Origin of the sequence: Streptomyces sp. CA-251247, from assembly GCF_050952975.1 — a bacterium.
Classification (GTDB): Bacteria; Actinomycetota; Actinomycetes; order Streptomycetales; family Streptomycetaceae; genus Streptomyces; species Streptomyces achmelvichensis.
Window position 1 is genome coordinate 3,831,015 of record NZ_CP191861.1, and the last position, 25,752, is coordinate 3,856,766.

The 25,752-nt window shown below is 70.6% G+C and carries 29 protein-coding genes and 1 pseudogene; 9 read left to right on the forward strand and 21 right to left on the reverse strand.

All coding sequences use genetic code 11. From position 1 onward, the window contains the following. Positions 1 to 93: 93 nt before the first annotated feature. A complete protein-coding gene (locus ACQPWZ_RS16735; RefSeq protein ID WP_356706325.1) occupies positions 94 to 972 on the reverse strand; it encodes a winged helix-turn-helix domain-containing protein in 879 nt (292 codons plus the stop codon). Between the two features lie 224 nt (positions 973 to 1,196). Between ACQPWZ_RS16735 and ACQPWZ_RS16740 the strand changes: the two genes are divergently transcribed. Continuing rightward, entirely contained in the window at positions 1,197 to 1,364 is a 168-nt protein-coding gene (locus tag ACQPWZ_RS16740; protein WP_356706326.1) for a hypothetical protein, read from the forward strand. A gap of 88 nt (positions 1,365 to 1,452) precedes the next feature. Here ACQPWZ_RS16740 and ACQPWZ_RS16745 read toward each other — a convergent pair whose 3' ends face one another. The 3 genes from ACQPWZ_RS16745 to ACQPWZ_RS16755 are packed head-to-tail and all read right to left on the reverse strand — an operon-like array spanning position 1,453 to position 4,330. Further along, on the reverse strand, positions 1,453 to 2,697 hold the full coding sequence (locus ACQPWZ_RS16745; protein ID WP_433571744.1) for a GNAT family N-acetyltransferase: 1,245 nt from the start codon (positions 2,695 to 2,697) through the stop codon (positions 1,453 to 1,455). Positions 2,698 to 2,721: 24 nt separating this feature from the next. After that, positions 2,722 to 3,687, reverse strand: coding sequence for an asparaginase (locus ACQPWZ_RS16750; RefSeq protein ID WP_405570817.1), 966 nt, complete (start codon positions 3,685 to 3,687; stop codon positions 2,722 to 2,724). Positions 3,688 to 3,730: 43 nt separating this feature from the next. Further along, positions 3,731 to 4,330: an RsiG family protein gene (locus tag ACQPWZ_RS16755; protein ID WP_433571745.1), complete on the reverse strand. Its 600-nt coding sequence runs from the start codon at positions 4,328 to 4,330 to the stop codon at positions 3,731 to 3,733. 149 nt (positions 4,331 to 4,479) lie between these two features. Here ACQPWZ_RS16755 and dtd point away from each other — a divergent pair, with 149 nt between their 5' ends. Continuing rightward, positions 4,480 to 4,917, forward strand: coding sequence for a D-aminoacyl-tRNA deacylase (dtd, locus tag ACQPWZ_RS16760; RefSeq protein WP_356706329.1), 438 nt, complete (start codon positions 4,480 to 4,482; stop codon positions 4,915 to 4,917). 53 nt (positions 4,918 to 4,970) lie between these two features. On the opposite strand, the gene ACQPWZ_RS16765 is transcribed toward dtd, so the two are convergent. The 7 genes from ACQPWZ_RS16765 to ACQPWZ_RS16795 form a co-directional block, all read right to left on the reverse strand. Continuing rightward, positions 4,971 to 5,954, reverse strand: coding sequence for a YgfZ/GcvT domain-containing protein (locus tag ACQPWZ_RS16765; protein WP_433571746.1), 984 nt, complete (start codon positions 5,952 to 5,954; stop codon positions 4,971 to 4,973). A gap of 10 nt (positions 5,955 to 5,964) precedes the next feature. Next, entirely contained in the window at positions 5,965 to 6,402 is a 438-nt protein-coding gene (locus ACQPWZ_RS16770) for a Fur family transcriptional regulator (protein WP_340473875.1), read from the reverse strand. After that, positions 6,396 to 6,890 (reverse strand): response regulator transcription factor, encoded by a 495-nt coding sequence (locus ACQPWZ_RS16775; protein WP_405570824.1) that lies wholly within the window; start codon positions 6,888 to 6,890, stop codon positions 6,396 to 6,398. The genes ACQPWZ_RS16770 and ACQPWZ_RS16775 overlap by 7 nt, the downstream gene beginning before the upstream one ends. A 123-nt stretch (positions 6,891 to 7,013) precedes the next feature. Then, positions 7,014 to 7,586 carry an FABP family protein gene (locus ACQPWZ_RS16780; RefSeq protein ID WP_356706331.1) on the reverse strand — a complete coding sequence of 191 codons (573 nt, stop codon included), beginning with the start codon at positions 7,584 to 7,586 and terminating at the stop codon, positions 7,014 to 7,016. A gap of 247 nt (positions 7,587 to 7,833) precedes the next feature. Next, positions 7,834 to 8,808 (reverse strand): hypothetical protein, encoded by a 975-nt coding sequence (locus ACQPWZ_RS16785; protein WP_433571747.1) that lies wholly within the window; start codon positions 8,806 to 8,808, stop codon positions 7,834 to 7,836. Beyond that, positions 8,805 to 9,758 (reverse strand): hypothetical protein, encoded by a 954-nt coding sequence (locus tag ACQPWZ_RS16790; protein WP_433571748.1) that lies wholly within the window; start codon positions 9,756 to 9,758, stop codon positions 8,805 to 8,807. The genes ACQPWZ_RS16785 and ACQPWZ_RS16790 overlap by 4 nt, the downstream gene beginning before the upstream one ends. Next, positions 9,755 to 10,501, reverse strand: a complete 747-nt coding sequence (locus ACQPWZ_RS16795; protein ID WP_433571749.1) for a hypothetical protein — start codon at positions 10,499 to 10,501, stop codon at positions 9,755 to 9,757. The genes ACQPWZ_RS16790 and ACQPWZ_RS16795 overlap by 4 nt, the downstream gene beginning before the upstream one ends. 98 nt (positions 10,502 to 10,599) lie before the next feature. On the opposite strand from ACQPWZ_RS16795, the gene ACQPWZ_RS16800 reads away from it, so the two are divergent. Next, positions 10,600 to 10,962 (forward strand): DsrE family protein, encoded by a 363-nt coding sequence (locus ACQPWZ_RS16800; RefSeq protein WP_313945539.1) that lies wholly within the window; start codon positions 10,600 to 10,602, stop codon positions 10,960 to 10,962. Positions 10,963 to 10,999: 37 nt separating this feature from the next. On the opposite strand, the gene ACQPWZ_RS16805 is transcribed toward ACQPWZ_RS16800, so the two are convergent. From ACQPWZ_RS16805 to ACQPWZ_RS16840, 8 genes and pseudogenes are all read right to left on the reverse strand, one after another. Beyond that, entirely contained in the window at positions 11,000 to 11,260 is a 261-nt protein-coding gene (locus ACQPWZ_RS16805) for a DUF3099 domain-containing protein (RefSeq protein WP_327682779.1), read from the reverse strand. 97 nt (positions 11,261 to 11,357) lie between these two features. Further along, entirely contained in the window at positions 11,358 to 11,645 is a 288-nt protein-coding gene (locus ACQPWZ_RS16810) for a DUF1416 domain-containing protein (protein ID WP_313945537.1), read from the reverse strand. Between the two features lie 28 nt (positions 11,646 to 11,673). Beyond that, positions 11,674 to 12,513 carry a sulfurtransferase gene (locus ACQPWZ_RS16815; protein ID WP_340473884.1) on the reverse strand — a complete coding sequence of 280 codons (840 nt, stop codon included), beginning with the start codon at positions 12,511 to 12,513 and terminating at the stop codon, positions 11,674 to 11,676. A gap of 148 nt (positions 12,514 to 12,661) precedes the next feature. Beyond that, positions 12,662 to 12,745: a putative leader peptide gene (locus ACQPWZ_RS16820; RefSeq protein ID WP_350807544.1), complete on the reverse strand. Its 84-nt coding sequence runs from the start codon at positions 12,743 to 12,745 to the stop codon at positions 12,662 to 12,664. A gap of 194 nt (positions 12,746 to 12,939) precedes the next feature. Continuing rightward, positions 12,940 to 13,689 carry an LmeA family phospholipid-binding protein gene (locus ACQPWZ_RS16825; protein WP_433571750.1) on the reverse strand — a complete coding sequence of 250 codons (750 nt, stop codon included), beginning with the start codon at positions 13,687 to 13,689 and terminating at the stop codon, positions 12,940 to 12,942. 175 nt (positions 13,690 to 13,864) lie between these two features. Then, positions 13,865 to 15,163 carry a hypothetical protein gene (locus ACQPWZ_RS16830; protein WP_433571751.1) on the reverse strand — a complete coding sequence of 433 codons (1,299 nt, stop codon included), beginning with the start codon at positions 15,161 to 15,163 and terminating at the stop codon, positions 13,865 to 13,867. Between the two features lie 10 nt (positions 15,164 to 15,173). Next, positions 15,174 to 15,458: a MoaD/ThiS family protein gene (locus ACQPWZ_RS16835; RefSeq protein ID WP_340477901.1), complete on the reverse strand. Its 285-nt coding sequence runs from the start codon at positions 15,456 to 15,458 to the stop codon at positions 15,174 to 15,176. Positions 15,459 to 15,464: 6 nt separating this feature from the next. Next, positions 15,465 to 16,238 (reverse strand): annotated as a pseudogene (locus ACQPWZ_RS16840) (alpha/beta hydrolase); the annotation flags it as partial. A 263-nt stretch (positions 16,239 to 16,501) separates the two neighbouring features. Between ACQPWZ_RS16840 and ACQPWZ_RS16845 the strand changes: the two are divergent. The 5 genes from ACQPWZ_RS16845 (at position 16,502) to ACQPWZ_RS16865 (ending at position 21,695) form a co-directional block, all read left to right on the forward strand. Beyond that, complete coding sequence (locus tag ACQPWZ_RS16845; protein WP_383232619.1) at positions 16,502 to 17,281, forward strand: response regulator transcription factor; 780 nt, start codon at positions 16,502 to 16,504, stop codon at positions 17,279 to 17,281. 24 nt (positions 17,282 to 17,305) lie between these two features. Beyond that, positions 17,306 to 18,328 carry a LacI family DNA-binding transcriptional regulator gene (locus tag ACQPWZ_RS16850; protein ID WP_313945532.1) on the forward strand — a complete coding sequence of 341 codons (1,023 nt, stop codon included), beginning with the start codon at positions 17,306 to 17,308 and terminating at the stop codon, positions 18,326 to 18,328. A 147-nt stretch (positions 18,329 to 18,475) separates the two neighbouring features. Continuing rightward, the gene (locus tag ACQPWZ_RS16855; RefSeq protein ID WP_433571752.1) at positions 18,476 to 19,543 is read left to right on the forward strand and encodes a S1C family serine protease; all 1,068 of its coding nucleotides are present in this window, start codon (positions 18,476 to 18,478) and stop codon (positions 19,541 to 19,543) included. A gap of 20 nt (positions 19,544 to 19,563) precedes the next feature. Then, positions 19,564 to 20,289 (forward strand): response regulator transcription factor, encoded by a 726-nt coding sequence (locus ACQPWZ_RS16860; RefSeq protein WP_313945530.1) that lies wholly within the window; start codon positions 19,564 to 19,566, stop codon positions 20,287 to 20,289. Beyond that, a complete protein-coding gene (locus tag ACQPWZ_RS16865; RefSeq protein WP_340473891.1) occupies positions 20,286 to 21,695 on the forward strand; it encodes a sensor histidine kinase in 1,410 nt (469 codons plus the stop codon). Before ACQPWZ_RS16860 ends, ACQPWZ_RS16865 begins: the two co-directional genes overlap by 4 nt. Positions 21,696 to 21,767: 72 nt before the next feature. Here the strand turns inward: ACQPWZ_RS16865 and ACQPWZ_RS16870 are convergent, their stop codons facing one another. Next, positions 21,768 to 22,634, reverse strand: coding sequence for a phosphatidylinositol-specific phospholipase C (locus ACQPWZ_RS16870; RefSeq protein ID WP_340473893.1), 867 nt, complete (start codon positions 22,632 to 22,634; stop codon positions 21,768 to 21,770). A gap of 166 nt (positions 22,635 to 22,800) precedes the next feature. Continuing rightward, a complete protein-coding gene (locus ACQPWZ_RS16875) occupies positions 22,801 to 24,588 on the reverse strand; it encodes a bifunctional metallophosphatase/5'-nucleotidase (RefSeq protein WP_433571753.1) in 1,788 nt (595 codons plus the stop codon). 181 nt (positions 24,589 to 24,769) lie between these two features. Here ACQPWZ_RS16875 and mshD point away from each other — a divergent pair, with 181 nt between their 5' ends. After that, a complete protein-coding gene (gene mshD, locus ACQPWZ_RS16880; RefSeq protein ID WP_340473895.1) occupies positions 24,770 to 25,693 on the forward strand; it encodes a mycothiol synthase in 924 nt (307 codons plus the stop codon). Positions 25,694 to 25,752 lie beyond the last annotated feature (59 nt).

Below are 25,752 nucleotides of genomic sequence, written 5' to 3' on the forward strand. Positions count from 1 at the left end.
ATGAACAGGGAGAGCAGTGACGTTGGTACCGGATCCCGTGCGCCTCTCCACCCTCCCGGCCCCCGGCGCGAACCTCAAGGGCCTCCGAGCAGCTCAGCCGGCGAGGGTGATGTCCGAGGCGAGCGTGCCCCACAGGCCGTCGAACCAAGCCTGCGACTGGATCACGAAGGCTTCGTCCCGCGCCTCGCCGTCGCGGTCGAAGGCGAACAGCCACGAGTCGCTCCCCAGGGCGTCGTAGATCACGGTGGGGGTGTCATCGATCTGCTCCTCGCGCTTCTTCACGGTGTAGTACGCGAACAGCGCCTCGGAGCCGTTCAGCAGATAGAGCTTCACGGGCGGGGTGAAAGGCAGCGCCCGCAGAGTGACGTCGACGTCGATGCCCCGCGTCGTACGCAGCGCCCGGAGGCCGGAGCGCAGGACCCGGCCGTGGCTGTTGCGCAGCGACAGCCAGTGCTCGTGGACCTTCCTCTCGTCCGCCGCGTCCTCCGCGGCCCGGGGAAAGGCGATGTCCAGATCGCGCGAGGGCAGCAGCAGCCGGACGGTCACGCTCTCCGGGGTGACCTGACCCGAGCGCATCAGCTGCAACGGGTCGGCGAGCGCCAGATTCAGCGACTCGGCGGTGAGACAGATCGCGTCGATGGTCACGTGCGGGGCCTGGAACGCCTCCATCACGCGCGGTCGCAGCCCGGCCGCGGTCTGCTGCGGCTCCGCCGAAGGGTCCGCCTCGCGCGGCAGCGCAATGCGTGCCGGGGCGCCCCGGACGCCGGCGGTGAGCAGACCTGCCTCCCGCAGCAGTTCGAGCGCCTGCCGGATCACTCGACGCTCCACGCCGAATTCGTCGGCCAGGGTCTCCTGCGTGGGCATGCGCTCGCCGGCCCTGAGTCGGCCGACCCGGATGCGCTCGGTCAGGATGTCGGCCACTTCGCGGTGCGAGGGCTTGGTGCCATTGAGTGCACTGTGCTCGTGGGTCACGACAGAACGTTACAACTTAAGTCCATCTAACGGGAGTTACCCGCAACTTGTTTTCATCTTGCGGCCAAGTGGGGACAACTCAAGTGAAGTTGGTAACCAACTTGACCAACTTTCCGCAACTCGAAGATCGCGCGACCCCGCCCCCGTCCACCGTCGTACGGGTGCCGCGTGCGGACGACTCCGCACCTCTGCCGTTCCACTCCCCAGCCCGAGGAGGGATCGCCGTGCCCCTGATCGCCCTTTTTCTTGAGCAGTACGTGCAGCTGCGGTACGGCTTCGTGGCCGCCGTAGGGCTCGCTCTGCTGACCATCGGAGTCAAGGCCGAGAACGCCACCTGCGCCGGCATCGGCGGCATTCTCCTCGTCACCCCCGCCATCAGCGCCGGCAACTGACAGGCACAACACGCCGAGGCACCACCAGCGCACGACCGAGCGCCCCCGCCCATCCATCACCGCGCGAGCGGCCCAGCTGCCGCAGACCTCAGAAGACATCCGGGCACCACGCGCGCCTCGACGTACGGAACACTCCGTCCGCCACCCGCGCCGCTCCCGCCGTGTTCTTCTCCACCCGGCCGAGCGCCGTCAGCCGTACCGCCGACTCGTCACCCAGGTACAGCGTCCCCAACTCCGCGATGTCCAGGGTCAGATCCGGGGCGTCCGCCGACGGGGCGCAGGTCGCGCCTTCCGGGGACGCGTCCAGGCGGAAGCGGCCGCCCGCCAGGCCCATCCGGTCGTGGAGTTCCAGCACCAAAGTCCCCGAGCCCTCGTACGTACGCGCCTCCAGCGCCCGTACGACGTCCAGGATCCGCACCCACAGGAAGTCGGCATGCGTCAGGATCCGCGCCGCCCTCGGGTCCGGGAGGAGCAGAGGGAGCAGATCGTCCGGGGCGCGGCTGCCCGACTTCACCGTGGTGATCCAGTCGACCGAGCAGACGAAGTGCCACAGCGCGCGCTCCGCGGCCGGGGTGAGCGCCAGCAGTTCGCGCACCGACGCCGTGTTCAGCGGCTGCTTGGCGTCTCCCCAGTGGTCGTCCGCGCGGTAGGAGAGCAGGCCCTCGATCTCGCCGGACGCCGCGCGGTACGTGGCGTAGAACGGCTCCGTCCACGGGTCGCCCGGCGGCAGGGCCTGGCCCGTGTGGAGCTGCCACCAGCGCTCGTCGCGGCTCACGAAGCCCGGCTGCACCGCCGCGAGGCGCTGATGCAGTTCCGGACCGAGCTTGCGCACGTCGGTGCCGTCCACCAGATCGATCCGGCCGCCGTCGGACGGACCCGACCAGCGCGGGTCGATACCCGTGCGCGGGACGTCGACGGACCACTCGGTGAGCCAGGCGGCGGGCCCGAAGCCGTACCGGCCGTAGATCGGGTACTCCGCGGCGATCAGCGTCGACACCACGTCACCGCGTTCCTTGGCCTCCGCCAGGTCCGCGGTCATCATCCGGCTGAGCAGCCCGCGGCGTCGGTGGGTGGGGCTGACGGTGACGTTGGAGACGGCGTTCGCGGCCACCGTGCCGCCGCCGGGCACGGTCAGCTGCTGCTCGAAGGTGCGGTACGTCGCGACACAGCGGCCGTTGTCGAAGGAACCCCGCACCCGGCTGAGATCCGTGTGCGCACGGCGCAACGCGATCTCCTCGTCGGTGATCGCGGGCGGGCGCAGAAAGCCGGTGGCCAACGCGCGCAGCCAGTCGGGGTATTCGGACTCGGTCGCGATGCGGGTGTCGACGGTCATCCACCCACGCTAAGCACGCGGCCGTCAGAAAGTCGCGCGAATTTCCCCGACCTCGGCCCCGCCGCCGAGCAGCGGCATCCGGCCGATCCTCGCCACCACCGGCGCGTCCACGCCCATCAGGCGCAGCGCCCTGGCCAGCACGGGCCCGAGCGCGCGGCTCCCGCCGTCGTCGACCTTGAAGGCCAGCGCTCGGCCGTCGTCCAGCGCCACCGCCTGCACGGCCTCGGCGCCCATCTTGGACAGCGCGCCCGGCACCTCCTGCATCAGCCAGGTGTCGGCCCTGCGGGTGCCCGCCACGTACTCCGGGTGCGCGCGCATCGCGTCGGCGACCCGTCGTTCGGCCGTGCCGGCGCCGGCGAGCACGAACGAGCGGAAGGACCGGGCGAGCCCGGTGAGGCTGATCGCCATCAGCGGCGCTCCACAGCCGTCGGTGCCCACCGCACCCACCTGCTCGCCGGAGGCGTCCTCGACGACCTCGTGCACCAACTGCTGGAGCGGATGCGCCGGGTCGAGGTAGGTCGTACGGTCCCAGCCGGCCCGGGCGCAGGCGGCGAGCATCGCGGCGTGCTTTCCGGAGCAGTTCATGGTGACCCGGTCGCGCACGTGTCCGGTGGCGAGGTACGTCTCGGCCTCGGCGGGGTCCAGCGGCAGGTCGGGCGGCGTCTGGAGCTCGTCCGCGGTCAGGCCGTGCTCGGCGAGCATCTTCCGTACGAGGTCGAGGTGAAAGCTTTCTCCTGAGTGACTCGCGGCCGCCAGCGCCAGCCGCTCCCCGGAGAGGTCGAGCCCGGCCCGCAGGACGGCCGCGGCCTGCATCGGCTTGTTGCTGGAGCGCGGGAAGACGGGGGTCGCCGGGTCACCGAGCGCGAACTCCACGCTGCCGTCGGCCGCGAGGACGACGAGAGACCCGCGGTGATGGCCCTCGACAAAGCCGGAACGTACGACTTCGGCGAGGACCGGCGGTATGGCGGTGCTGGCGGGGGTGGAGCTCATCGTCGGCCTTCCGGGGCGGGAACCCGCTCCCGGCAGGGTCGCCTCAGGTGAGCAGGTCGTCTACTTGCGCTTCGCCCTCACGGTACCTGCGGGCGATCTCGGCACTGCAATCGTCCGCGGTGCGCTGCAGCAGCTGTCGGCGGCGCGACACCTGCTGTTCATAGCGGATCAGCTGTCCCATTCCCGCGTGCAGCTCTTCGTCCGTCCGGGCGTCGAGGTCGGAGAGCTCCACATCGGAGAGCATGTCGGCGGCGAGCCGCCGGTACTCCTCGCCGTGCGGCGTCGAGAGCGTGACATGGCGGGCGGAGGAGCGGTGCCGGGACGGGGTGTCGGCGAGGATCTCCGACAGCCGGTCCAAGACCGGGGTCTCCGGGTCCGTACGCCGCGCGAGCTCCGCCCGCAGGATGTCGATCCGGCCCTGGAGCAGCCGCCGTACGTAGCTGAGGTCCGCCTCGTCGCGCTGGGCGTCACGGCGCAGCACGCGCAGCTCGGGCAGGCGCAAGGCGGGAAGGTCGTACTGCGGCGGCTCCGGCAGGGCGTCCGCGGTGCGCTGCTGGGGCGGGCGGGCGGCACGGGCCGCCGCCGGTGGGAATGCGGGAATCGAAACGGGACCTGCCGTCTGCCCGGCGCCAGATGTGCTCATGTGCGTATGTCCGTCCCCTCGACCGGTGCATGGGGTCTCCGCAGGCCCGGAAGGGCCGGGGGGATGCACCGCCTCATGGCATCGTGCCACTCCCGAACCGTCCGACGCAGGCGCTCTGCACCCGTTCAGCCCCAGATAGGTTGGTCTGTATGCGTGCAGTGGTGCAGAGGGTCGACGGCGCGAGCGTCGACGTGACGGAGGAGTCCGGCTCCGAGACGGTCGGCGAGATCATCGGCGAAGGCCTGTGTGTGCTGGTGGGAGTCACCCACGAGGACACCGCGGAGAAGGCGGCGCAGCTCGCCCGCAAGCTCTGGTCGCTGCGGATCCTGGAGGGGGAGAAGTCCTGCTCGGACGTGAATGCGCCCTTGCTGGTGATTTCGCAGTTCACTCTCTACGGGGACGCCCGGAAGGGCCGCCGCCCCACCTGGAACGCAGCGGCGCCGGGGCCGGTGGCCGAGCCGCTGGTGGACGAGGTGGTGGCGCAGCTGCGGGCACTGGGGGCGACGGTGCAGACGGGCCGGTTCGGGGCGAGCATGCGGGTCTCGCTCACCAATCACGGCCCGTTCACCGTACTGATCGAGATCTGACCGGCCGGCGGACGCCCCGGGCACGCGAGCCCGGCAGGATCCGAAGGACGGACCTACGGCTCGACGACCGTCTCCTGCGCGGCCGCCGTGTCGCCCGCCAGCAGTTCCGCGTCCACCGGCACATTGCGCTTCACCAGCGCCAGCGCGATCGGGCCGAGCTCGTGGTGGCGGGCGGAGGTGGTGATGAACCCGAGCTTGCGGCCCTCCTCGCCGTCGGCCGCGAGCCGGATCGGGGTGCCGGGGCCGGGCAGATGGACCTCGCTGCCGTCCAGGTGCAGGAAGACCAGCCGACGCGGCGGCTTCCCCAGGTTGTGGACGCGCGCCACGGTCTCCTGACCGCGGTAGCAGCCCTTCTGGAGGTGGACCGCGGAGCCGATCCAGCCCAGCTCGTGCGGGATGGTGCGGTGGTCGGTCTCGAAGCCGACGCGCGGGCGGTGGGTCTCCACGCGCAGGGCCTCGTAGGCCAGGATCCCGGCAAGAGGGCCGTTCGCGTCGGCGTACGTCTCCAGGTCGGCGCGCGGCAGGAACAGATCGCGGCCGTGCGGGGTCTCGCGGACGACCACTCCGCGGGGGACCTCGGCGATGGAGCCGGCGGGCAGATGCACCACCGCGACATCGGCGGTGCGCTCGGCGACCTCGACCCGGTAGAAGAACTTCATCGACTCCAGGTAGGCGATGAGCGCTTCCTCGGTGCCCGGCTCGACATGCATCCACGCCGTCTCGCCGTCGTCGACGAGGTACAGCGCGTGCTCGATGTGGCCGTGGGCGGAGAGGATCAGCGCCTCGGTGGCCTGGCCCACCGGAAGATCGCTCACATGCTGCGTGAGCAGCAGATGCAGCCAGCTCAGCCGGTCGTCGCCGGTGACGGCGACGACACCGCGGTGGGAGAGGTCGACGAGACCCCGGCCGTCCGCGAGGGCACGCTGCTCACGGAACAGGTCGCCGTAGTGCGCGGCGACCCCTTCGTCGTGTCCCTCGGCGGGGACGGCGCCGGGCCGGGACAGCAGAGGGCTGGCTGTACGTGAATGTTGCAGCATGCGCCCCAGCCTACGACTCGGTGGCCGAAGCCTCGGCCGAGCACTTCTCGCAGCGGCCGAAGATCGCGAAGTGCTTCATGTCGGTCTCGAACCCGAAGGTCTCGCGCAGCTTCGCCGTGAACTCGGAGGCGACCGAGACGTCCGCCTCGATCACGGTCGTGCAGTCGCGGCACACCAGATGGATGTGGTGGTGCCGGTCGGCGAGGTGATAGGTCGGAGCGCCGTGGCCGAGATGGGCGTGCGAGACCAGGTGCAGCTCCTCCAGGAGCTCCAGGGTCCGGTAGACGGTGGAGATGTTCACGCCGGACGCGGTCTTGCGCACCTCGGCGAGGATGTCGTCGGGCGTCGCGTGCTCCAGGGAGTCGACGGCCTCCAGGACAAGCTGACGCTGTGGGGTCAGCCGGTAGCCACGCTGCCGCAGATCGCTCTTCCAGTCGATGCTCACCACGGGACCCAGTGTAGGTCCGCCGCGGGGCGTCGGACGGGTGTACGGGCGGGCGTCTCGGCCGGCGGCCCCTCCGAGCGGAGCGGCGGCCCGTCCGGGCGGGCCGGCGCCGCGGCCGTATCCCGTGTCCGGCCGAGCAGGGCCCGGATCCGCAGCACCACCTCTTCGAGGCGGAACGGCTTGGCCACGCACGCGTCCGCCTCGCCCGCGGGCCCGGTGCAGCGGCCGGCCGCGCCCGGGGCGGTGAGGAAGAGGACCGGCATGCGGTGCCCGGCCCTGCGCATCATGCGGGCGATCTCGAATCCGTCGAGATCGGGCAGCAGCACGTCCAGCACGACCAGATCCGGGGCACGGCCGCCGAGCCGCTGCATGGCCTCGATGCCGGTGGCCGCACAGCTGACGTCGAAGCCGGCGAGGCGCAGTGTCTGGGCGAGGAGTTCACGGATGTCCGGCTCGTCGTCGACGACGAGCACCAAGGCAGCTCTGGTCACATTCCAGAGCTACCGGAGGTATCTCAGAGGCCTCTGAGAATCCCCTTCGGGTTGCTTGAATACCGTGGGCCGCCCGAGGAGCGCGGGCTGCCCCGGGGACACGGACTGCCCGAGGAACGCGGGCTACTTGAAGAAGGCGATGCCGTCGTCGGGGAGGTCGCCGAGGTCCTTGGCCCAGGACTCGACCTGCTCCGGGGAGACGACCTTCTTCAGATGCGCCGACATGTACGGCCGCAGCGGCACCTCGGGCGTGGACTTCTCGCCCACCCACATCAGGTCGCTCTTCACATACCCGTAGAGCCGCTTGCCGCCGCTGTACGGACCGGCGGACGCGGTCCGCGCGATCGCGTCCGTCACGAGATCGATCTGCGGCTTCTGGTCGGCGAGTTCGCCGTACCAGACCTCGACGACGCCCTGGTCGCGGACCATGACGACCTCGACCTTGCGGTCCTTGTCGATGCGCCAGTAGCCGTGCTCGCTCTCCAGCGGCCTGACCTTGTTGCCCTCGGCGTCCAGCACCCAGGAGTGCGAGACGTACTCGATGAAGTCCCGGCCGTCGTGGCTGAAGGTGACGGACTGGCCGAAGTTGCACTTCTCGGCGCCGGGGAAGTCGGAGACACCCGCGCCCTCCCAGGTTCCGAGGAGGAAGGCGAGGGGGACGAGGTCCGGGTTCAGGTCGGACGGAATCTCGATCATGAGCAGCTCAGGCGATCTGTAGTGATGGGGCTGTCGTCACAGGTCTCGGGCGGTACGGCCCCGCTAGCGCTGACCCTGGTAGAGCTTCTTCACGGTCAGCCAGGCGAAGGCGGCGACGCCGACGCAGACCAGGACCAGAAGGGCTTCGAAGAATGCCTCAAGCACGGGGTGCTCCTCGGATGAGCGATGTGGCGGAACAGGGCCGGTGCCCAGCCTAATGGGTTGACGGTCACGTCTCTCTGCGAGGTCAGCCGAGCAGCTGATTCTGCAGGACGACGGTCTGGTGGAAGGGGACCGCCGCGGACGTGCCCTTCCGGGACTGGACGATCAGCGCAACGGTGTCGCCGGCGGTGATGTAGGCGTGCCGCACATGCACCGCCCCCGGCTCCGACTCGCCGTACACATGGCGGTCGGTCGAGGGAACGCCGGCGGTGGTGGACGGGTAGGACTCGTCGACCGGCGCGACCTGGTCCACCCCGTTCAGCGCCGCGACCGCCTCCGGCTCGCCGCCGAGGTGCGCCGAGAAGAACGCGTCGGCGAACGCGACCGAGTGGAAGCGCAGCAGATAGATCCGGGTGCTGGTGGCGTCCGCCATGGTCCAGCCCCGTGCCACGACGTGTCGCAGCCCTCCATCGGTGAGGTCCTGCTCCAGGTCCTCACGCTGGTGCCCGGGGAACTCGGCGAGGAATCGGCCGGCGGGCACCCGCCCGCCCTTGAGCTGCTTGTCCGGGCGGGCCCCCGCGGGCAGGGGGAGCAGCAGAGCGCTCAGATCCGCGTAGTGGACCTGGCCCTCGTTGGTCCGGTCGAACGGATCGACCGCACCGGCCGGCAGCACCGGCTTGGCGAGCTTCGGGTAGACCCAGCGGCCGTCGTCCTCGGTGGCGAGCCCGGGCACGTCGGTGCGCTCCTGCTCGGTGATGCCGTACGCGACCCCCGTTCCCAGCGCGGCGAAGACCACCGTGGCGGCGGTCCATCGGAGCACGGTCAGCAGACGCCTCCGGCGGCCGGGCGTGGCGGGCGCTGGGGGTACGGCGGGCGCGGGGGGCGCCAGGGGCGCGGCGGGCGCCTGGGCCTCCGGCGGAACGGCGGCGTCGGCCTCCTGGGCCTCCGGGGCCTCGACCTCCGGGGCCTCCGGCGGAACGGCGGCGTCGGCCTGCGGCGCGGACAGCTCGGGCTCGTGCACGGATCGCACCTCGGGTGCCGTGCGGGTTTCGTCGATCACACGGACTCCCCAGGGGATTCGAGATGCTCCAGCTGGAGTCTCAGCAGCTCGGTGGCGGATGCGGTGCCCAGCGGCCGGAGGCCGTAGGCGTACACGTTGACCAGCACATCGCCCTCATAGGCGCTGCAGAACATGGCGTCGAACTTCGTCTCACTGCTCTTCGGCGTCAGGAAGCACTTCGCGTTCTTGAAGCCGGGGACGGTGGGGCCCTTGCGCAGGACGCCGAACGCCTCGGCGAACTCGCTCTGGAACCCGGCCAGCTTCCGGCCGTCCTTCGCGTTCTCGATCTGCGCGAGACTCATCTCGACGATCAGCCCCTGGTCTAGGGAGACATAGCTGCGCGCGGCGAGGCCCTGGAGCCGCAGCTTGTCGATCGCCCTGTCACGGGCCTTGCGCTGGGCGGGGGTGAGGCCGCGGGTTCCTTCCTTGAACTTGACGACCGCCTGCTTCCTGCCGAGGACCGTGTTGTTGCCCAGGCCGTCGACGTCCGGTCCCAGCCGGTACTGGTACGGCACCGGCGGCAGTTTGGCGGCGAGACCCGTGGGCTCCGCCGCCGGGTTCTCGGGCCGCTGCGGGGGATTGACCCACACCACGGTGGGCGCGGTGCGGTCCGCGTCACCGAGCCGGTCGAATGCCAGAACACCCAGGCCGGCGACCACGGCGAGGGCGAGGGCCCCCGAGACCGCCGTGATCAGTTTGGGGTGGACACGCCGCGGCTCCTGGGCAGAGCCGAGGATCTCGGGAAGCGGCTCCGGCGAGGCGGGCGCGGAAGGCGGATCGCCGACGGCACCCTGCTCGCCGGCGGCGGAAGGCGGCAAGGCGGGCGGACCCGGGACGGAAGGCTGCTCGACCGGCGGCGCGGTCGGCACGGAAGGCTGCTCGACCGGCGGCGCGGTCGAGGCGGAGGGCTCGCCCGCCGGCGGGCCCTGGATGGAAGGCTGCTCGCTCACAGGCGCCCCAGTTGCTGCTCGGCGAGGGCCGTCACGGCCTTCTCGGAGATCTTGCGGGTGTTGTTGACGTACCAGATCTCCATGGCCACATCACCGCGGTAGGCGAGGACCCGGGCCTGGTACAGCGGCTCGTAACCCGCCTTGCGGATGGGCTCGTTGAACACGTACACCCGCCCGTTGCCACTGCCCGCGATGAGTTCGCCGTCATGCCCGGCGAAGTCCTCCGTCGGCATGTAGGCCTGCTGGTCGGACACCCAGTCCGCGGCTGCCGTCCTGGCCGTGTCCCGGAACTGGATGAGATGGACGGTGACGAAGATGCCGCCCCGCTGCTCCCATGCCGTCGTGGCGATGCGCCGGATGTCCTGCTCGGCCAGGTAGGTGAACTGCCGGTCGGGCTCGTCGTAGTCACCGGCGAACGAGACGACGTCGGTCCACCCGTCGGACGTCACCCCACGGTCCGTCTGGGCACCCTTCGGCTTCTTGACGAGCAGCTGCCGCAGATCGCCGTCCGTCGCATGCCGGCGGTTCGCGCTGACCGTCAGCGGTGTGGTGTCCGGGCCCGCCGCGACCGTCCTCGGCGTCCTCAACTCCGGCTGGGACAACGGCGCCAGTGGTGTCGGATCACGGTCCATCTGCACGGCGTAGCCGGTCACCGTTCCGGCCAGCACCCCCAGCACCGCCGCCGCCCCGACGACCAGCGCCGTACGGCCCCGCCTGCGCGGTGCCGCCGCCTCGGGAGCCATGGGCTCACCAGGCTTCTCTTGATCTTCCGGTATGTGCACACACAGCAGACCCACAGGCATCGGGGTGGGTTGCATCGCCGCGCATTACAGTTCGGCATATGGCGAAGAAGCTCGTGATCAAGGTCACCGCTGGTTCCGATGCGCCCGAGCGCTGCTCGCAGGCGTTCACCGTGGCGGCCGTCGCCGCCGCCAGCGGGGTGGAGGTGTCGCTCTGGCTGACCGGTGAGTCCGCGTGGTTCGCACTGCCGGGGCGGGCCGCCGAGTTCGAACTGCCGCACGCCGCGCCGCTGCCGACGCTCATCGAATCGATCCAGGCGGTGGGGCTGATCACGCTCTGCACGCAGTGCGCGGCACGCCGGGACATCACGGAGAAGGACGTCATCGAGGGCGTACGGATCGCGGGCGCGCAAGTCTTCGTCAGCGAGATCATGGGTGACGGCGTACAGGCTCTCGTCTACTGAGCGTCCTCCCCGCGGCCGGTCACAGGGGACCTGGCCGCTACGGCCGCCGGTTCTTGCCGTCCAACTCGTCCCACCAGTCGTCGGACTGCTTGTCGCCCGTGGGGTCGTCCCACCAGCGGTCCTCGGGCCCGCGCCGGTTCGCGATCATCGCCGCGAACGGCGGGATGACCATGGCGACGACGCACATCCCGACGGCGACCGGCACCGACCACAGCCGCACCACGGCCCAGGCGGACACGAACAGGACCACGCATCCGCCCATCAGCCAGAAATAGCCACGCCGACGCCGTGCGTACATGTCTCCAGCGTACGACCGAAGGGCCGCACCCCCATCCGGTGGCGTCCAACCCCCGGGGGTGCGGCCCTTGGCCGTTCAGGTGTGCCCGATCAGCGGCTCAGACCGCGATCGCGACCTCGGAGAGGCCGCCGGTCTGGGCGACGACCGTACGGTCCGCCGTACCGCCCGGCACCAAGGCGCGCACGGTCCACGTGCCCTCGGCCGCGTAGAAGCGGAACTGTCCGGTCGCCGAGGTCGGGACCTCGGCGGTGAACTCGCCGGTCGAGTCCAGCAGACGCACGTAGCCGGTGACGGGCTCGCCGTCGCGGGTCACGTGGCCCTGGATGGTGGTCTCACCGGGCTTGATCGACGAGGCGTCGGGGCCGCCGGCCTTCGCTCCACACATACTGCTCTCCAGAAAGGTCGGGGGTCGGTTACTTGTTGGCGCCGAGCTCGATCGGCACGCCGACGAGGGAGCCGTACTCGGTCCACGAACCGTCGTAGTTCTTGACGTGCTCCTGGCCGAGCAGCTGGTGCAGCACGAACCAGGTCAGCGCGGAGCGCTCGCCGATGCGGCAGTAGGCGATGGTGTCCTTCGACAGGTCGACCTGCTCGTCCTCGTAGAGGGCCTTGAGCTCTTCGTCCGACTTGAAGGTGCCGTCGTCGTTGGCGTTCTTGGACCACGGGATGTTGCGGGCGCTCGGCACGTGGCCGGGGCGCTGCGACTGCTCCTGCGGGAGGTGCGCCGGGGCGAGCAGCTTGCCGCTGAACTCGTCGGGCGAGCGCACGTCGACCAGGTTCTGGGAGCCGATCGCCTTGACCACGTCGTCACGGAAGGCGCGGATCGAGACGTCCTGGGGCTTGGCCTTGTAGTCCGTGGCCGGGCGCTCGGGGACCTCGTCGACCAGGTCGCGGGAGTCGAGCTCCCACTTCTTGCGGCCGCCGTCGAGGAGGCGGACGTCGCCGTGGCCGTAGAGCTTGAAGTACCAGAACGCGTACGAGGCGAACCAGTTGTTGTTGCCGCCGTAGAGGACGACGGTGGTGTCGTTCGCGATGCCCTTCGCCGACAGGAGCTTCTCGAAGCCCTCCTGGTCGATGAAGTCACGGCGGACCGGGTCCTGGAGGTCCTTCGTCCAGTCGATCCGGATCGCGTTCTTGATGTGGTTCTTGTCGTACGCCGAGGTGTCCTCGTCGACCTCGACGATGGCGACCTTCGGGTCGTCGATGTGGGCCTCGACCCAGTCGGCGTCTACCAGGACGTCGCTGCGGCTCATGCTGTTCTCCTCCGGGGCAGTGTGCGGCGGGTGATGCGAAGAGACGGGGGCGCGGTTACGCGGATGCGCGAGGGCACTGCGCTGAGCGCCGGGGGCGGCCCTGATTGACCATCGAAGGGCCCGGGGGAAACGGGAGGAAAGCTCCCGCTCAGACAGCGCGACAGAGCATGGCGGCGACGCGGCACAGGTCCACTGCCCGCCGCTTCGTGAGGTCCGCCTGTCGCTGCTTCATGCCACCGATCGTAGGGACGAGTCGGCCGCCATGTCACCGGCGTGTCGGATGTTGAGACGCGATCGTCCAGCATGCGGTACGTAGGCCGGTCCGGACCGCTCCCCCACGGTCTCCGGACCGATTCCCGCCTCGTGTTCATCTACCCAGCGGACACGGCCGTCTCACCATGCGGCCGTGCCCCCGGGCGGCGCGGGTCAGCCCGCGAGCGACACGTCCGTACCGATGCCGGAAAACCTCAGGCCCTCCTTCGTCGCCTCCAGCTTGTCGAGCTTGATGCTGGACGGCAGACCGTCGATCTTCAGGTCGTAGTCGACGAGCTCGCGCAGCTTCTCGTCGAAACCGGGCAGCGGCAGGGAGGGCAGCGTCTCCGCCTTCAGCCGGACCGTGGTGCCGGCGTGGAGCGAGACCTTGCTGTACGTCGAGACGGTCCGGCCCTTGACCAGTCCTTCGAGCGCGCCGGGAATCTCGATGCCCGCGCCCTCCAGCAGTTCGTCGAGCGGCCCGGTGAGCTTGACCTGGCCGTTGGCGGCCCGCTCGGGTCCCGCGTAGGAAACGGTGGCGCCCTTCGGGGCGGCCTTCGACAGATCCGCGTACGAGATACGGGCGGAGCCGTCGGCGCGGCTCGCGGTCGCGGAGGAGAAGCTGCTGTTGATCTTCACATCGAGCAGTTCGGCCTTCACCTCGGTGACGTTCACCGTGTGACCGCCGGCGCTGCCGGTGATGCCGCTGATGCTCACGTCGATCTCGTCGAGCTCCTTGCCCAGCACCTGGGTGAGGAAAGGGAAGCCCTTGATGGAGACCTCGGGAGTGGAATTCAGCCCCTGGCTGTTCTTGATCTTGTCGGCCGCTTCGGACTCGGCCATGTTCACCGCGATCCGGTCCGCGGCGACGAATATGCCGCCGAGGACGACGGCCATGATGAGCAGTATTCGCAGTGCACGCATTGCTTCGGTGTCCCCCACCCTTATTCGTCAGACCCCCGTGACGCCCGTGAGCCTAACCAAGACCGGACGACGCCTTCTCGTCTGTGATCGACGTCCGGGCGGGGGCATTGGTTCCGCACACACGTTCCCCACGGCCTCGGACCGGTCCCCACCACCCCGGACCGGTCCCACAGCCTCAGACCAGTACGCGGCCGATCAGATAGACCGCGGGCGCCGCGGCCGTCAGTGGCAGGGCCACCCCGGCGGTGAAGTGAACGAAGCGGGACGGGTAGTCGTAGCTGGCCACCCGCAGGCCGACGAGCGCGAGGACACCCGCCGTGAGACCGAGCAGCGCGCCCGAGGTGCCGATGTCGGTGGCTCCTCCCGCAGCGACGCCCGCACCCGTGGCCGCGAGCAGCGACAGCACGACGGAGGCGACGGGGGGCAGCGGCAGCGCGCGGGCCACGGTCGCCACGGCGACGGCGATCCCGCCGATCACCACGGCGTCGTCCGCGGCCGCCAGATGGCCGGTCGCGAGGATCGCCAGGGCGGCCGACGCCACGGTCGCCATCAGGCCCTGCATCCGCTCGTCCGCACCCGCGCGGCTGCGCAGCTGGAGGACGAGGGTGATGAGCACCCACACGCCGAGCGTGCCGACGATGGCCGCCGGTGCGTTCTCCCGGCCGACCGAGAGCAGGACGGCGTCGGCCGCGATCCCGCCGGCGAAGGCCAGCGCGATCCCCTGCCGGGCGGGCCACATGCCGTTCAGCCGGAACCATCCGGCGGCCGTGACGGCCTGGAGCAGGACGAGCGGCACGAGCAGCGCGTACGGGCCGATGGCCGCGCCGGCGGCGAGGAGCAGTCCGAGAGCGGCGGTGAGCCCGGCGGGCTGGATGCCGGGCGGGATGATCGGCGAGCGGCCCTCGGCGCGGGCGCGCTGGGCGTCGGTGATCCGGGTGTTCCCGCCGACGGTGGGCGTGCTGTAGCCCTCGCCGGCCGGGGCACCGGTGGCCGCGGAGCCGTTGGGCGCGACCGGCTCGGCGGCGGGCTCGGCGTACGCGGGGGTCTCGGGCGGCAGCGGGTGGGCGCCCTGCACCGGCAGATACGCGGTGTCGGCGGCGACCGGGGTCTGCTCGGGGGGCAGGACCGGCTGGTACTGCGTGTCCCAGGTCTCGCCCTCCCAGGTCTGCGCGGCCTGCGGATGGGCCTGCTGGGGGTATCCCTGCTGCTGGGGCTGCTGCGGATACCCCTGCTGCTGAGGGTGGGACTGCTGGGGGTGGGACTGCTGGGGGTGGGACTGCTGAGGGTGGGACTGCTGAGGGTGGGACTGCTGAGGGTGGGACTGCTGAGGGTGGGACTGCTGGGGGTAGGGCTCCTGCGCGTACGACGGGTCGTACTGACCGTCGTGCGGCTGCTGCCCCTGGTACGGGTCCGGGTACTGCTGCGGCGGATACGGCTGCTGCTGCCCGTACGGATACTGCTGGTCGCTGCTCATGGTGTGCGGTTCACCCTCCTGCGAACGGCGGGAGCACCTCGACCGTGCCGCCCTCGGCAAGGCGTACGGTCTCATGGTCACGGGTCCCGACGGGATCGCCGTCGACGAGGAACGAACACCGTTTCAGTACGCGCGTCAGCTCTCCCGGATGCCTCTCGCGCACCGCGTCGAGCGCTTCGGCGAGCGTCTGTGCCGCGTACGGCTCCTCCGCGATCCCGGCCGCCGCCTTCGCCGCGGCCCAGTAGCGGATCGTTCCCGCTGCCATGGCGCCCTTCCTTTCGTCGGCATCCATCATGGGCCACGCGGGGACCAGCCAGTCCGCGAGACGGCCCAGCAACCGGTCGTCGGCGGCGTTCTCGGCGTGGCCCATGCCCACTTCCAGCCACAGTTCGGCGTCCCCGGCCGCCGCCAGCATCCGGGGATGGTCCAGCGGGAAGTACGGATCGCGGTCGCCGTGCACGATCAAGAGCGGGGTCGGCGCGATCAGCGGCACGGCCTCCACGGGCGAGAGCGGCACGGGGTCCCAGTCCTCGGCGTGGATGCGGGTCCGCAGCCCGTACCGGCCGACCGCACGGCCCAGCGGCCGGGTCACCACCCAGTGCAACCGCCGCATCGGAGCCGTACCGCGGTAGTACCAGCGGGCGGGGGCGCTCACCGAGGCCACGGCGTCGGTCCGTGCCTCACTGCGCCCCCTGTGCATCGCCGCGTGCCGGAGCACGACCGAGCCGCCCATCGAGAAACCGATCGTGACGACCCGGCGGTGGCCGCACGCACGTGCCCACTCGACCGCGGCGGCGAGATCGAGCACCTCGCGGTCGCCGACCGTCGAGCGGCCGCCGGAATTCCCGTGACCGCGGAAGGAGAAGGTGACCACGGCCGCACGCTGCGCGAAGACAGCCGCGGCCCGGCGCACGGCCGGCCGGTCCACCGAACCCGTGAAACCGTGCGCGACGACGATCGCGGTGTCACTGTTGCCTTGTACCCATGGCGTGTGGAGCGCCTCGATGCGGACCCCGTCGGCGGTCCGCAGGGTTGCGCGCCGAGGGCCACGGGTGATCGAGGAAACATCCACCATGTGAAATCAGCCCTCTGCCTCGGAACTCATGTGGGCTATTGTGCTGGGCAGAGGATCCGGGCAACGCAGCCCCCGGGTCCTTTTGTGTTTTCCGGCCGTTGTTACAGGCAGGTGAACAAAGGCTCTCAAGGGCGCGCGGGAGCCGAAGAACGAAGCAGGGCCGCATCACGTCCTCGCAGGGACCGAGGAGGAACCGACGTTATGGGCGAGCGAACCGTGCACGAACCCCGTCAGACGCAGACGACCTGGGCAGGTGGAGCCCGATGAGCTCACTGTTGCTCCTGACCAATGCCCTCCAGCCGTCGACGGAGGTGCTCCCCGCCCTCGGACTGCTGCTGCACAACGTGCGGGTCGCCCCCGCCGAGGGCCCCGCTCTCGTCGACACCCCCGGTGCCGACGTCATCCTGATCGACGGCCGCCGCGATCTGCCACAGGTGCGGTCGCTGTGCCAGCTGCTGCGCTCCACCGGACCCGGCTGTCCGCTGATGCTCGTCGTCACGGAGGGCGGCCTCGCGGCCGTCACCGCGGACTGGGGCATCGACGACGTCCTGCTGGACACCGCGGGCCCCGCCGAGGTCGAGGCACGACTGCGCCTCGCGATGGGCCGCCAGCAGATCACCTCCGACGACTCCCCCATGGAGATCCGCAACGGCGACCTCTCGGTCGACGAGGCGACCTACAGCGCGAAGCTGAAGGGCCGGGTCCTGGACCTGACCTTCAAGGAGTTCGAGCTGCTCAAGTACCTCGCACAGCACCCCGGCCGGGTCTTCACCCGGGCGCAGTTGCTCCAGGAGGTCTGGGGCTACGACTACTTCGGCGGCACCCGGACGGTCGACGTCCACGTACGCCGGCTGCGGGCCAAGCTGGGCCCGGAGCACGAGTCGCTCATCGGAACCGTGCGGAACGTGGGCTACCGCTTCGTCGCGCCGGAGAAGGTCGAGCGCGCGGCCGAGGAGGCCAAGGCGAAGGCGGCGGCTTCGCCCACCCGTACGGAGCAGGGGACCCCGGAGCAGGAAGCGGCTGTACGCCCTGCACACAGGTAGGTCACCACGCGTAGACTGCCGCGCGTGGCCAAGGTGACGCGGGACGATGTTGCGCGACTGGCGGGTACGTCGACCGCCGTCGTGAGCTATGTCATCAACAACGGACCCCGGCCGGTCGCCCCGGCCACGCGCGAGCGGGTTCTCGCAGCGATCAAGGAGCTGGGGTACCGGCCCGACCGGGTCGCCCAGGCCATGGCGTCGCGGCGCACGGACCTCATAGGAATGATCGTCCCGGACGCGCGGCAGCCCTTCTTCGCCGAGATGGCGCACGCGGTGGAACAGGCCGCGGCCGAGCGCGGGAAAATGGTCCTCGTCGGCAATTCCGACTACCGCGACGAGCGCGAGGTCCACTATCTGCGGGCCTTCCTCGGAATGCGGGTCTCCGGCCTGATCCTCGTCAGCCAGGGCCCCAGCGAGCGGGCCGCCGCGGAGATCGAGGCGTGGGACGCGCGGGTGGTGCTGCTGCACGAGCGGCCCGAGGCGATCGACGACGTCGCGGTGGTCACCGACGACGTCGGCGGTGCTCAGCTGGCCACCCGGCACCTCCTGGAGCACGGCTACGAGTACGTCGCCTGCCTCGGCGGCATGGAGTCGACCCCGGCCGTCGGCGACCCCGTCGCCGACCATGTCGAGGGCTGGCGCCGCGCGATGCTGGAGTCCGGCCGCTCGGTGGAGGACCGGCTGTTCCAGGCCCCGTACAACCGCTACGACGCGTATCTCGTGGCCCTGAAGCTGCTGGCCGGACCCGACCGGCCGCCGGCCATCTTCTGCTCGACGGACGACCAGGCGATCGGTGTTCTGCGGGCCGCCCGTGAACTGCGGATCGACGTGCCCGGCGAGCTCGCGGTGGCGGGCTTCGACGACGTCAAGGAAGCGGCCCTGACGGACCCGCCTCTGACAACGATCTCCTCGGACCGTCCGGCGATGGCGCGGGCGGCGGTGGACCTGGTGCTGGACGACGGTCTGCGGGTGGCCGGTTCGCGGCGCGAGAGGGTGAAGCAGTTCCCCTCAGGCCTGGTGATCCGCCGGTCCTGCGGCTGCGCCTAGATGTCGTGACCTGAAGCCTGTCGGGCGCCGGGCGCGTCCGGCCCGGGGAGGCCCTTGGCCGGCGCTGGGGCGGGCTCTCACCGGTTCTCGGGTGGTTCTCAGCAGCGCCTCAGACTGTTCTCATCCGGCAGGAGAACAGTCATCAGCATGACGGACCACTACCCAGCGCAGTCGCATCCGCAGCCGTACACCACCGGCGCGCACCCGTACGACACCGCCGCCACGCCGTTCGACGGCGGCTCCTCCTACCCGCCGCCCCCGCCGTACGACCCCGTCGCCCCCGAGGAGCCGGCGCAGCCGGCCGCGCACCGGGCCAGGGCAAGGCGCCCCGTCGCCCTCATCGCCGCCGTCGCGCTCATCGCGGCCGTCGTCGGCGGCGGAACCTCCGCCCTCGTCCAGCACTTCGCCGACAACGGCAGCGACTCGGCCGGCTCCGCGGTCAGCGGGACCACGGTGTCCCGTACGACGGCCGGCACCGTCGCGGGTGTCGCCCAGGCCGTGTCGCCGAGCATCGTGGAGATCAACGCGACCACCTCCGCCGGTGAGTCCACCGGCTCGGGCGTGATCATCACCTCCGACGGCGAGATCATCACCAACAACCATGTGATCGCGGGCGCCGACACCGTGAAGGTGCGGCTCGACGACGGCAAGACGTACACCGCGAAGGTCGTCGGCACCGATCCCGACAAGGACCTGGCGCTCATCGAGCTCGACGGCGCGAAGGGCCTGAAGGCGGCTGCGCTCGGGGATTCCAGCAAGGTCAAGGTGGGTGACGAGGTCGTCGCGATCGGCTCGCCCGAGGGTCTGACCGGCACGGTCACCAGCGGCATCGTGTCCGCGCTCGACCGGGATGTGACGGTCGCGAAGGACCAGGACCAAGGGCAGGGTCAGGGGCAAGGGCAAGGGCAAGGTCAGGGGCAGCAGGGCGGCGGCGGCAACTGGCCGTTCGAGTTCGGCGGGCAGGAGTTCAACGGCGACACCGGATCGTCGAAGACCACGTACAAGGCCCTCCAGACGGACGCCTCCCTCAACCCCGGCAACTCCGGCGGCGCCCTCATCAACATGAACGGCGAGATCATCGGCATCAACTCGGCCATGTACGCACCCAGTTCCGCGACCGGTTCCACGGCCGGCAGCGTAGGTCTGGGGTTCGCCATCCCGATCGACACCGTGAAGGGCGACCTCGACGCACTGCGCGACGGCGGCAGCAGCTGAGTGCGTGCGAGGCTGGTGACATGACGACCCCCCGTGAAGGCGAACGCATCCTCATCGTGGACGACGAGCCCGCCGTCCGAGAGGCGCTCCAGCGCAGTCTGGCCTTCGAGGGGTACGGCACGGAGGTCGCCGTCGACGGCATCGACGCGCTGGAGAAGGCGGAGGCGTACGCCCCGGACCTGATCGTGCTCGACATCCAGATGCCGCGGATGGACGGTCTGACCGCGGCCCGCCGGGTGCGCGCGTCCGGGTCGACGGTGCCGATCCTGATGCTGACCGCCCGCGACACCGTCGGCGACCGGGTCACCGGACTGGACGCGGGCGCCGACGACTACCTGGTCAAGCCGTTCGAACTGGACGAGCTGTTCGCCCGGATCCGCGCGCTGCTGCGGCGCAGCTCGTACGCGTCCGCAGCGGGGACGGCCGGCGAGGACGACGTGCTGGCCTTCGCCGACCTGCGGATGGACCTGGCGACCCGCGAGGTCCACCGCGGCACGCGCCCGGTGGAGCTGACGCGTACCGAGTTCACGCTCCTGGAGATGTTCCTGGCCCATCCGCGCCAGGTGCTCACCCGTGAGCAGATCCTCAAGTCCGTATGGGGGTTCGACTTCGAGCCCAGTTCCAATTCGCTGGATGTGTATGTGATGTACCTGCGACGCAAGACGGAGGCGGGCGGCGAGCCGCGCCTCGTGCACACGGTGCGGGGGGTGGGGTACGCGCTCCGCACCGGCGGCGGTGAGGGGTGACGGGCCCGGTCCACCGCTTCCGTGCCCTGCCGATCCGGTCCCGGCTCGCGCTGCTGGTGGCCACCGCCGTCGCGGTCGCCGTCGCGGCCGTGTCCGTCGCCTGCTGGCTGCTCACCCGGGCGCAGCTGAACGACGAGCTGAACACCTCGCTGAAGAACATCGGCGCGCCCCGGCAGGCGCTGGTCCAGGCGTACCAGGAGTGCCTCCAGGGGCAGAGCCCCATCGAGAACACCCCGACGTCGAACTTCGCCTACGTCCAGATCGTGGCGCCGGACGGCCGTCGCTGCCCGGTCGCGTACTCGCAGCCCGTGAAGGTGCAGGACGAGGACCTCGCCGTCGCGGACGGCACCTCGCGCATCGGCCTGCACGACAGCACCACCGACGCGGGCGCCGAGGTGCGGGTGCGCACGGAGCAGGAGGACATCGGCGGTATCAGCGTGGCGGTGTCCGTCTCCCGCCCCCTCGCCGAGATCAACACCTCGCTGAACCGTCTCGCCCTGTTCCTCACCGCCGTGGCCGGCATCGGTGTCGTCGGCGCGGGCGCGGCGGGGCTGTGGGTGGCCCGCACCGGCCTGAGGCCCGTCGACCGGCTCACCGGCGCCGTCGAGCACATCGCCCGCACCGAGGATCTGACCGTCCGTATCCCCGTCGAGGGCGAGGACGAGATCGCCCGGCTGTCACGCTCGTTCAACTCGATGACCGCGGCCCTCGCCTCCTCGCGCGACCGCCAGGCGCAGCTGATCGCGGACGCGGGACACGAGCTGCGGACGCCGCTGACGTCGCTGCGGACGAACATCGAGCTACTGGCCCGCAGCGATCAGACCGGACGGGCGATCCCGCCCGCGGACCGGACCGCGCTGATGGCGTCGGTGAAGGCGCAGATGACCGAACTGGCCGCGCTGATCGGTGACTTGCAGGAGCTGTCCCGGCCCGACGCGGTCGAGGGCGGACCGCTCCAGGTGGTCGCCCTGCACGAGATCGTCGACGCGGCGCTGGAGCGGGTGCGGCTGCGCGGCCCGGAGCTGACGTTCGCGGCGGATGTCTCGCCCTGGTACGTACGGGCCGAGCCCGCGGCACTGGAGCGCGCGCTCGTCAACGTCCTCGACAACGCGGTGAAGTTCTCGCCGCCGGGCGGGGTGGTCGAGGTGCGGCTGAAGGCCGGCGAGCTGACGGTACGGGACCACGGGCCGGGCATCGATGCCGAGGACCTGCCGCATGTCTTCGAACGCTTCTGGCGCTCGTCCTCGGCGCGGGCGCTGCCCGGATCGGGGCTGGGTCTGTCGATCGTGGCGCGCACCGTGCAGCAGGCGGGCGGCGAGATCGAGCTGGAGCCGGCGGCGGGCGGCGGCACACGGGCGCTGATCAGGCTGCCGGGAGCGGCCGAGCCGCCCCCGGCCTCGCTGTGAACGCTGTCTGTCGGTGGGGGTGTCGGTTGTCGGTGAGGGCAGTTTGTCGGTGAGGGCTGTCGGTGAGGGCTGTCAGTTGTGCCGGATCAGCGACTCGACGAGACCGCCGCGGGTGGCCGGGAAGTCGAGCGGGACGATCCCGAGCCCGCGCCAGCCGCTCGCCGTGCCGTCGATGAACGAGTGGACCCGCGGGTTGAGGTTGTCGGAGTTCCAGCGCGGCGGCAGGCTCGCGGACGTGCTGACGTAGTTGATGAACAGCTTGCCGGGCTGTTCGGAGGCCCGCCGGAAGTGCGCCTCGATCTTGGGGTACTTGGCACCCGGCAGCGCGTTCCAGTCGTCCTGGATGTCGAACAGCGCCCCGTCGGCGTAGCGCACACCGGGCAGTCCGCCGTTGTCGCCGAGGAGCACGACCTTGCCGCGGGCCTCGCCGAGGGACGGAATCCCGTCGCCGATCCGGAACAGCGGCCGCCAGCCCTTGGTGTCCAGATAGGTGTCGAAGATCCGGCGGAAGGTCGCGTCGCTGTCGCTCGAGTACTCCTGCTTGACGCGCATGAGCACGGTCTCGGACGGGTGCGCCTGGAGGAAGTCCCGGCAGGCGATGAGGACGTCGCCGAACATCATGTTCTGGAAGGCCGGGCCGTGGTGGATGGCGAACGAGTCGCCGGTGACCCGGCAGCGGACGTCGAGGAAGCGGATGCCGCTGGTCAACTGCTGGGCGATGGTGGTGTTCTGGCACTCCGCCCACGGGCCGCCGAAGCGGGCGCCGGAGTCGTGGGTGCCGGGGATCGTCAGACGCTGCAGGGCGGTCGAGTCACCGTGACCCGCCATCCAGTCCTGGGGGGAGAGGATGCGGCGCGGTGCCGCGACTGCGGCCGGTGGGGGGATGAGGGCGGTCGCGGTCAGAGCTGCGGCCCCCGCGAGAAAGCTCCGTCGGTCCATGGCCCCGGATTATGGCGGGGTCACGTCAAGCACCACCAGCCTCTGGACTGGCCAGTAACAAACAGCGGTTTCCGGCCGGGTCGCCGCAAACGCCGGTGAGGCGACGGCAAACGCCGGTGGGGCGACGCGCCCGAAGGCCCGCCGCCCCACCTCCCTGCGTCTGCTGCTACTTGACGACCGTGATCCGGCCGGTGGCCGGCGGCGCCAGCGGGGAGGCCGCCGTCGAGTGCGCGGCCAGGTAGGCGGTCAGCACATCCAGGTCGGAGGCGCCGACGAGCTTGTTCTTGTGCTCCTTCAGCACGGCGAACCCGTCGCCGCCGCCCGCGAGGAACTCGTTCATCGCGACCCGGTAGGTCTTCGCCGGGTCGAGCGCCTCGCCGCCCAGCTTCACCGACGACGTCACGATCCGGTCGGCGCCCGACTTCGTCATGTCCAGGGTGTAGGTGAACCCCTTGGACACCTGAAGGATCTTCGGAGCGGCCTGGTTCGCGCCGCTGACCTGCTGCTGGAGCATGGTGACCAGCTGCGCGCCGGTCAGGTCGACGACGTTCATCATGTTGGTGAACGGCTGCACGGTGAACGCCTCGCCGTACGTCACGACACCGTCGCCCTCACCGCCCGACGCCTTGTGCACCAGACCCGCACGGAGACCGCCGGGGTTCATGACGGCCAGCTGCGCCCCGCCCTTGTCGGCCGGCGCGAGGCCCTCCAGCTGGGCGTCCGCGATCAGGTTGCCGACCGGCTTCTCGGGAGCGTCCGCCGGGTTCTCGATGTCGGCGGAGATGTAGCCCACGGGACGGCTCGCGATCGGCGCGGCCAGCGTGTTCCAGCGCTGGATCAGCTTCGTCATGTCCGGGGCCTTGGCCACGTCACGGGTGACGACGTGGTTCGCGGACGCCACGGCCGTACGCACGATGTCGTTCGTGCGCCGGTCGTAGGTGAGGGTCGTGTCGGTGTAGAGCTTGCCGAACGACGCGGCCGAGGTGACGGTGCGCGGCTTGCCCGACGGGTCGGGGACGGAGCACGCGTACGCCTGGTGGGTGTGGCCGGTGACCAGCGCGTCGACCTGCGGGCTGACCTTCTTGGCGATGTCCACGATCGGACCGGAGATACCGTCACCGGGGCCCGGGCTGTCGCAGTTGTAGTTGTACGACGCCGAGGCGGGCGCACCGCCCTCGTGGATCAGGGCGACGATCGACTTGACGCCCTTGCGCTCGAGGACCTTGGTGTACTTGTTGATCGTCTCGATCTCGTCGCCGAACGTCAGGCCCTTGACGCCCTCGGCGCTGACGATGTTCGGCGTGCCCTCCAGGGTCACCCCGATGAAACCGATCTTGACGCCGTTCTTCTTCCAGATGAAGTACGGGTCGAGCAGCGGCTTGCCGCTCTTCTCCTTCGTCACGTTGGCCGCGAGGTAGGGGAAGTCCGCGCCCTTGAACTTCTTGCCCTTCTCGTAGCAGCCCTCGGCCGGGTGGCAGCCACCGTTCTGGAGACGGGCCAGTTCCTTGGCGCCCTCGTCGAACTCGTGGTTGCCGACGGAAGTGACGTCGAGCTTCAGCTTGTTCAGCGCCTCGACGGTGGGCTCGTCGTGGAAGAGGCCGGACAGCAGCGGGGACGCGCCGACCATGTCACCGGCCGCGGCGGTCACCGAGTACCGGTGGTCCTCGCGCGCCTGGCGCAGATGCGTGGCGAGGTACTCGGCACCGCCCGCGTCGATCGTCCTGGTGGTGCCGTCCTCGTTGGTGTGCGTGACCCGCCCGGCCGAGCCGGCGGGCGGCTCCAGGTTCCCGTGCAGGTCGTTGAAGGACAGGAGCTGGACGTCAACGGTGCGGCCGTGTCCGTGGCCGCTCTCGGAGGCTCCTGCCGGCATCGCGGCGACCAGAGCGCCGACGGTGGTCAGGCCGGCGACCGCGGCAAGTATGCGGCTGCGGTTTCTGTGCGGTGTCGCTGACATCTGTCCCCTTGTAGGTCTCAGCGTGTCTGAGGGTGCGAGCGGCAGCCTAGAGTCAACGCGCGTAGCGCGACAGGGGTGTACGGGTTACGACCTGATTGCCTTCGCGGTAACCGCCCCCGGCCGGACCATTGCCGTCCCGCGTGCCACCCGCCGTCCGCGCCCCCCGCCGTACGCTCTCCCCATGACGACTGACGCGGTGATTCCGGAGCCCGGCCGGCAGATCCTGACCTATGACGAGCTGACTCCCGAGCAGGCGGAAGCCGTACTGGGTCTGCTCGCCGAGGCCGCCGGCAACGACGGGATGCAGGCCGTCTCCGAGCAGGGCCGGCTGCAACTGCGCGGCGGAAAGCGCGAAGGCGTACGGCACTTCCTGCTGACCGTCGGCGACGAACTGATCGGCTACGCCCAGCTGGAGGACACCGATCCGGTGGAGGCCCCGGCCGCCGAACTCGTGGTCCACCCGCGCCACCGGGGCCGCGGCCACGGCCGGGCTCTGGGCAGCGCGCTGCTCGGCGCCTCGGGCAAGCGGCTGCGGGTGTGGGCGCACGGCGGGAAGTCGGCGGCCCGGCACCTGGCACAGGTCCTCGGGCTCAGCCTCTTCCGCGAACTGCGTCAACTGCGGCGGCCCCTGAGCAAGCTCGACATCCCCGAGCCGGTGTTCCCGGCCGGGGTCACGGTGCGCACCTTCGTCCCGGGCCAGGACGACGCGGCCTGGCTCGCGGTGAACGCCGCGGCCTTCGCCCACCACCCGGAGCAGGGCTCGCTCACCCAACGGGACCTCGACGACCGCAAGAACGAACCGTGGTTCGACCCGAAGGGCTTCTTCCTCGCGGAGCGCGACGGCGAGATCATCGGCTTCCACTGGACGAAGGTGCACGCCGAGGAACACCTGGGCGAGGTGTACGTGGTGGGCATCCGCCCCGACGCCCAGGGCGGCGGACTCGGCAAGGCCCTGACCGCGATCGGCCTCCGCCACCTCGCGGCCCAGCAGATGCCGACGGCCATGCTCTACGTGGACGCGGACAACCCGGCGGCTCTGGCGGTGTACGAGCGGCTGGGCTTCGTCACGCACGAGGTGGACCTGATGTACCGCGCGGAGTCCTGAACGAGCTTGCGGAAGGGGGCGGTTGACACCGCCCCCTTCTTTGCACCACCCTTTCACTA

Coding starts and splice junctions, on each gene's coding strand:
- ACQPWZ_RS16830 (WP_433571751.1), bottom strand. CDS start 15,163: ATGAGCAGCGACCAGCAGTATCCGTACGGGCAGCAGCAGCCGTATCCG.
- ACQPWZ_RS16855 (WP_433571752.1), top strand. CDS start 18,476: ATGACGGACCACTACCCAGCGCAGTCGCATCCGCAGCCGTACACCACC.
- ACQPWZ_RS16825 (WP_433571750.1), bottom strand. CDS start 13,689: ATGCGTGCACTGCGAATACTGCTCATCATGGCCGTCGTCCTCGGCGGC.
- ACQPWZ_RS16820 (WP_350807544.1), bottom strand. CDS start 12,745: ATGAAGCAGCGACAGGCGGACCTCACGAAGCGGCGGGCAGTGGACCTG.
- mshD (WP_340473895.1), top strand. CDS start 24,770: ATGACGACTGACGCGGTGATTCCGGAGCCCGGCCGGCAGATCCTGACC.
- ACQPWZ_RS16795 (WP_433571749.1), bottom strand. CDS start 10,501: ATGGCTCCCGAGGCGGCGGCACCGCGCAGGCGGGGCCGTACGGCGCTG.
- ACQPWZ_RS16860 (WP_313945530.1), top strand. CDS start 19,564: ATGACGACCCCCCGTGAAGGCGAACGCATCCTCATCGTGGACGACGAG.
- ACQPWZ_RS16870 (WP_340473893.1), bottom strand. CDS start 22,634: ATGGACCGACGGAGCTTTCTCGCGGGGGCCGCAGCTCTGACCGCGACC.
- ACQPWZ_RS16750 (WP_405570817.1), bottom strand. CDS start 3,687: ATGAGCTCCACCCCCGCCAGCACCGCCATACCGCCGGTCCTCGCCGAA.
- ACQPWZ_RS16845 (WP_383232619.1), top strand. CDS start 16,502: ATGAGCTCACTGTTGCTCCTGACCAATGCCCTCCAGCCGTCGACGGAG.
- ACQPWZ_RS16835 (WP_340477901.1), bottom strand. CDS start 15,458: ATGATGGATGCCGACGAAAGGAAGGGCGCCATGGCAGCGGGAACGATC.
- ACQPWZ_RS16875 (WP_433571753.1), bottom strand. CDS start 24,588: ATGTCAGCGACACCGCACAGAAACCGCAGCCGCATACTTGCCGCGGTC.
- ACQPWZ_RS16780 (WP_356706331.1), bottom strand. CDS start 7,586: ATGATCGAGATTCCGTCCGACCTGAACCCGGACCTCGTCCCCCTCGCC.
- ACQPWZ_RS16805 (WP_327682779.1), bottom strand. CDS start 11,260: ATGTACGCACGGCGTCGGCGTGGCTATTTCTGGCTGATGGGCGGATGC.
- ACQPWZ_RS16810 (WP_313945537.1), bottom strand. CDS start 11,645: ATGTGTGGAGCGAAGGCCGGCGGCCCCGACGCCTCGTCGATCAAGCCC.
- ACQPWZ_RS16765 (WP_433571746.1), bottom strand. CDS start 5,954: ATGCTGCAACATTCACGTACAGCCAGCCCTCTGCTGTCCCGGCCCGGC.
- ACQPWZ_RS16815 (WP_340473884.1), bottom strand. CDS start 12,513: ATGAGCCGCAGCGACGTCCTGGTAGACGCCGACTGGGTCGAGGCCCAC.
- ACQPWZ_RS16745 (WP_433571744.1), bottom strand. CDS start 2,697: ATGACCGTCGACACCCGCATCGCGACCGAGTCCGAATACCCCGACTGG.
- dtd (WP_356706329.1), top strand. CDS start 4,480: ATGCGTGCAGTGGTGCAGAGGGTCGACGGCGCGAGCGTCGACGTGACG.
- ACQPWZ_RS16755 (WP_433571745.1), bottom strand. CDS start 4,330: ATGAGCACATCTGGCGCCGGGCAGACGGCAGGTCCCGTTTCGATTCCC.
- ACQPWZ_RS16800 (WP_313945539.1), top strand. CDS start 10,600: ATGGCGAAGAAGCTCGTGATCAAGGTCACCGCTGGTTCCGATGCGCCC.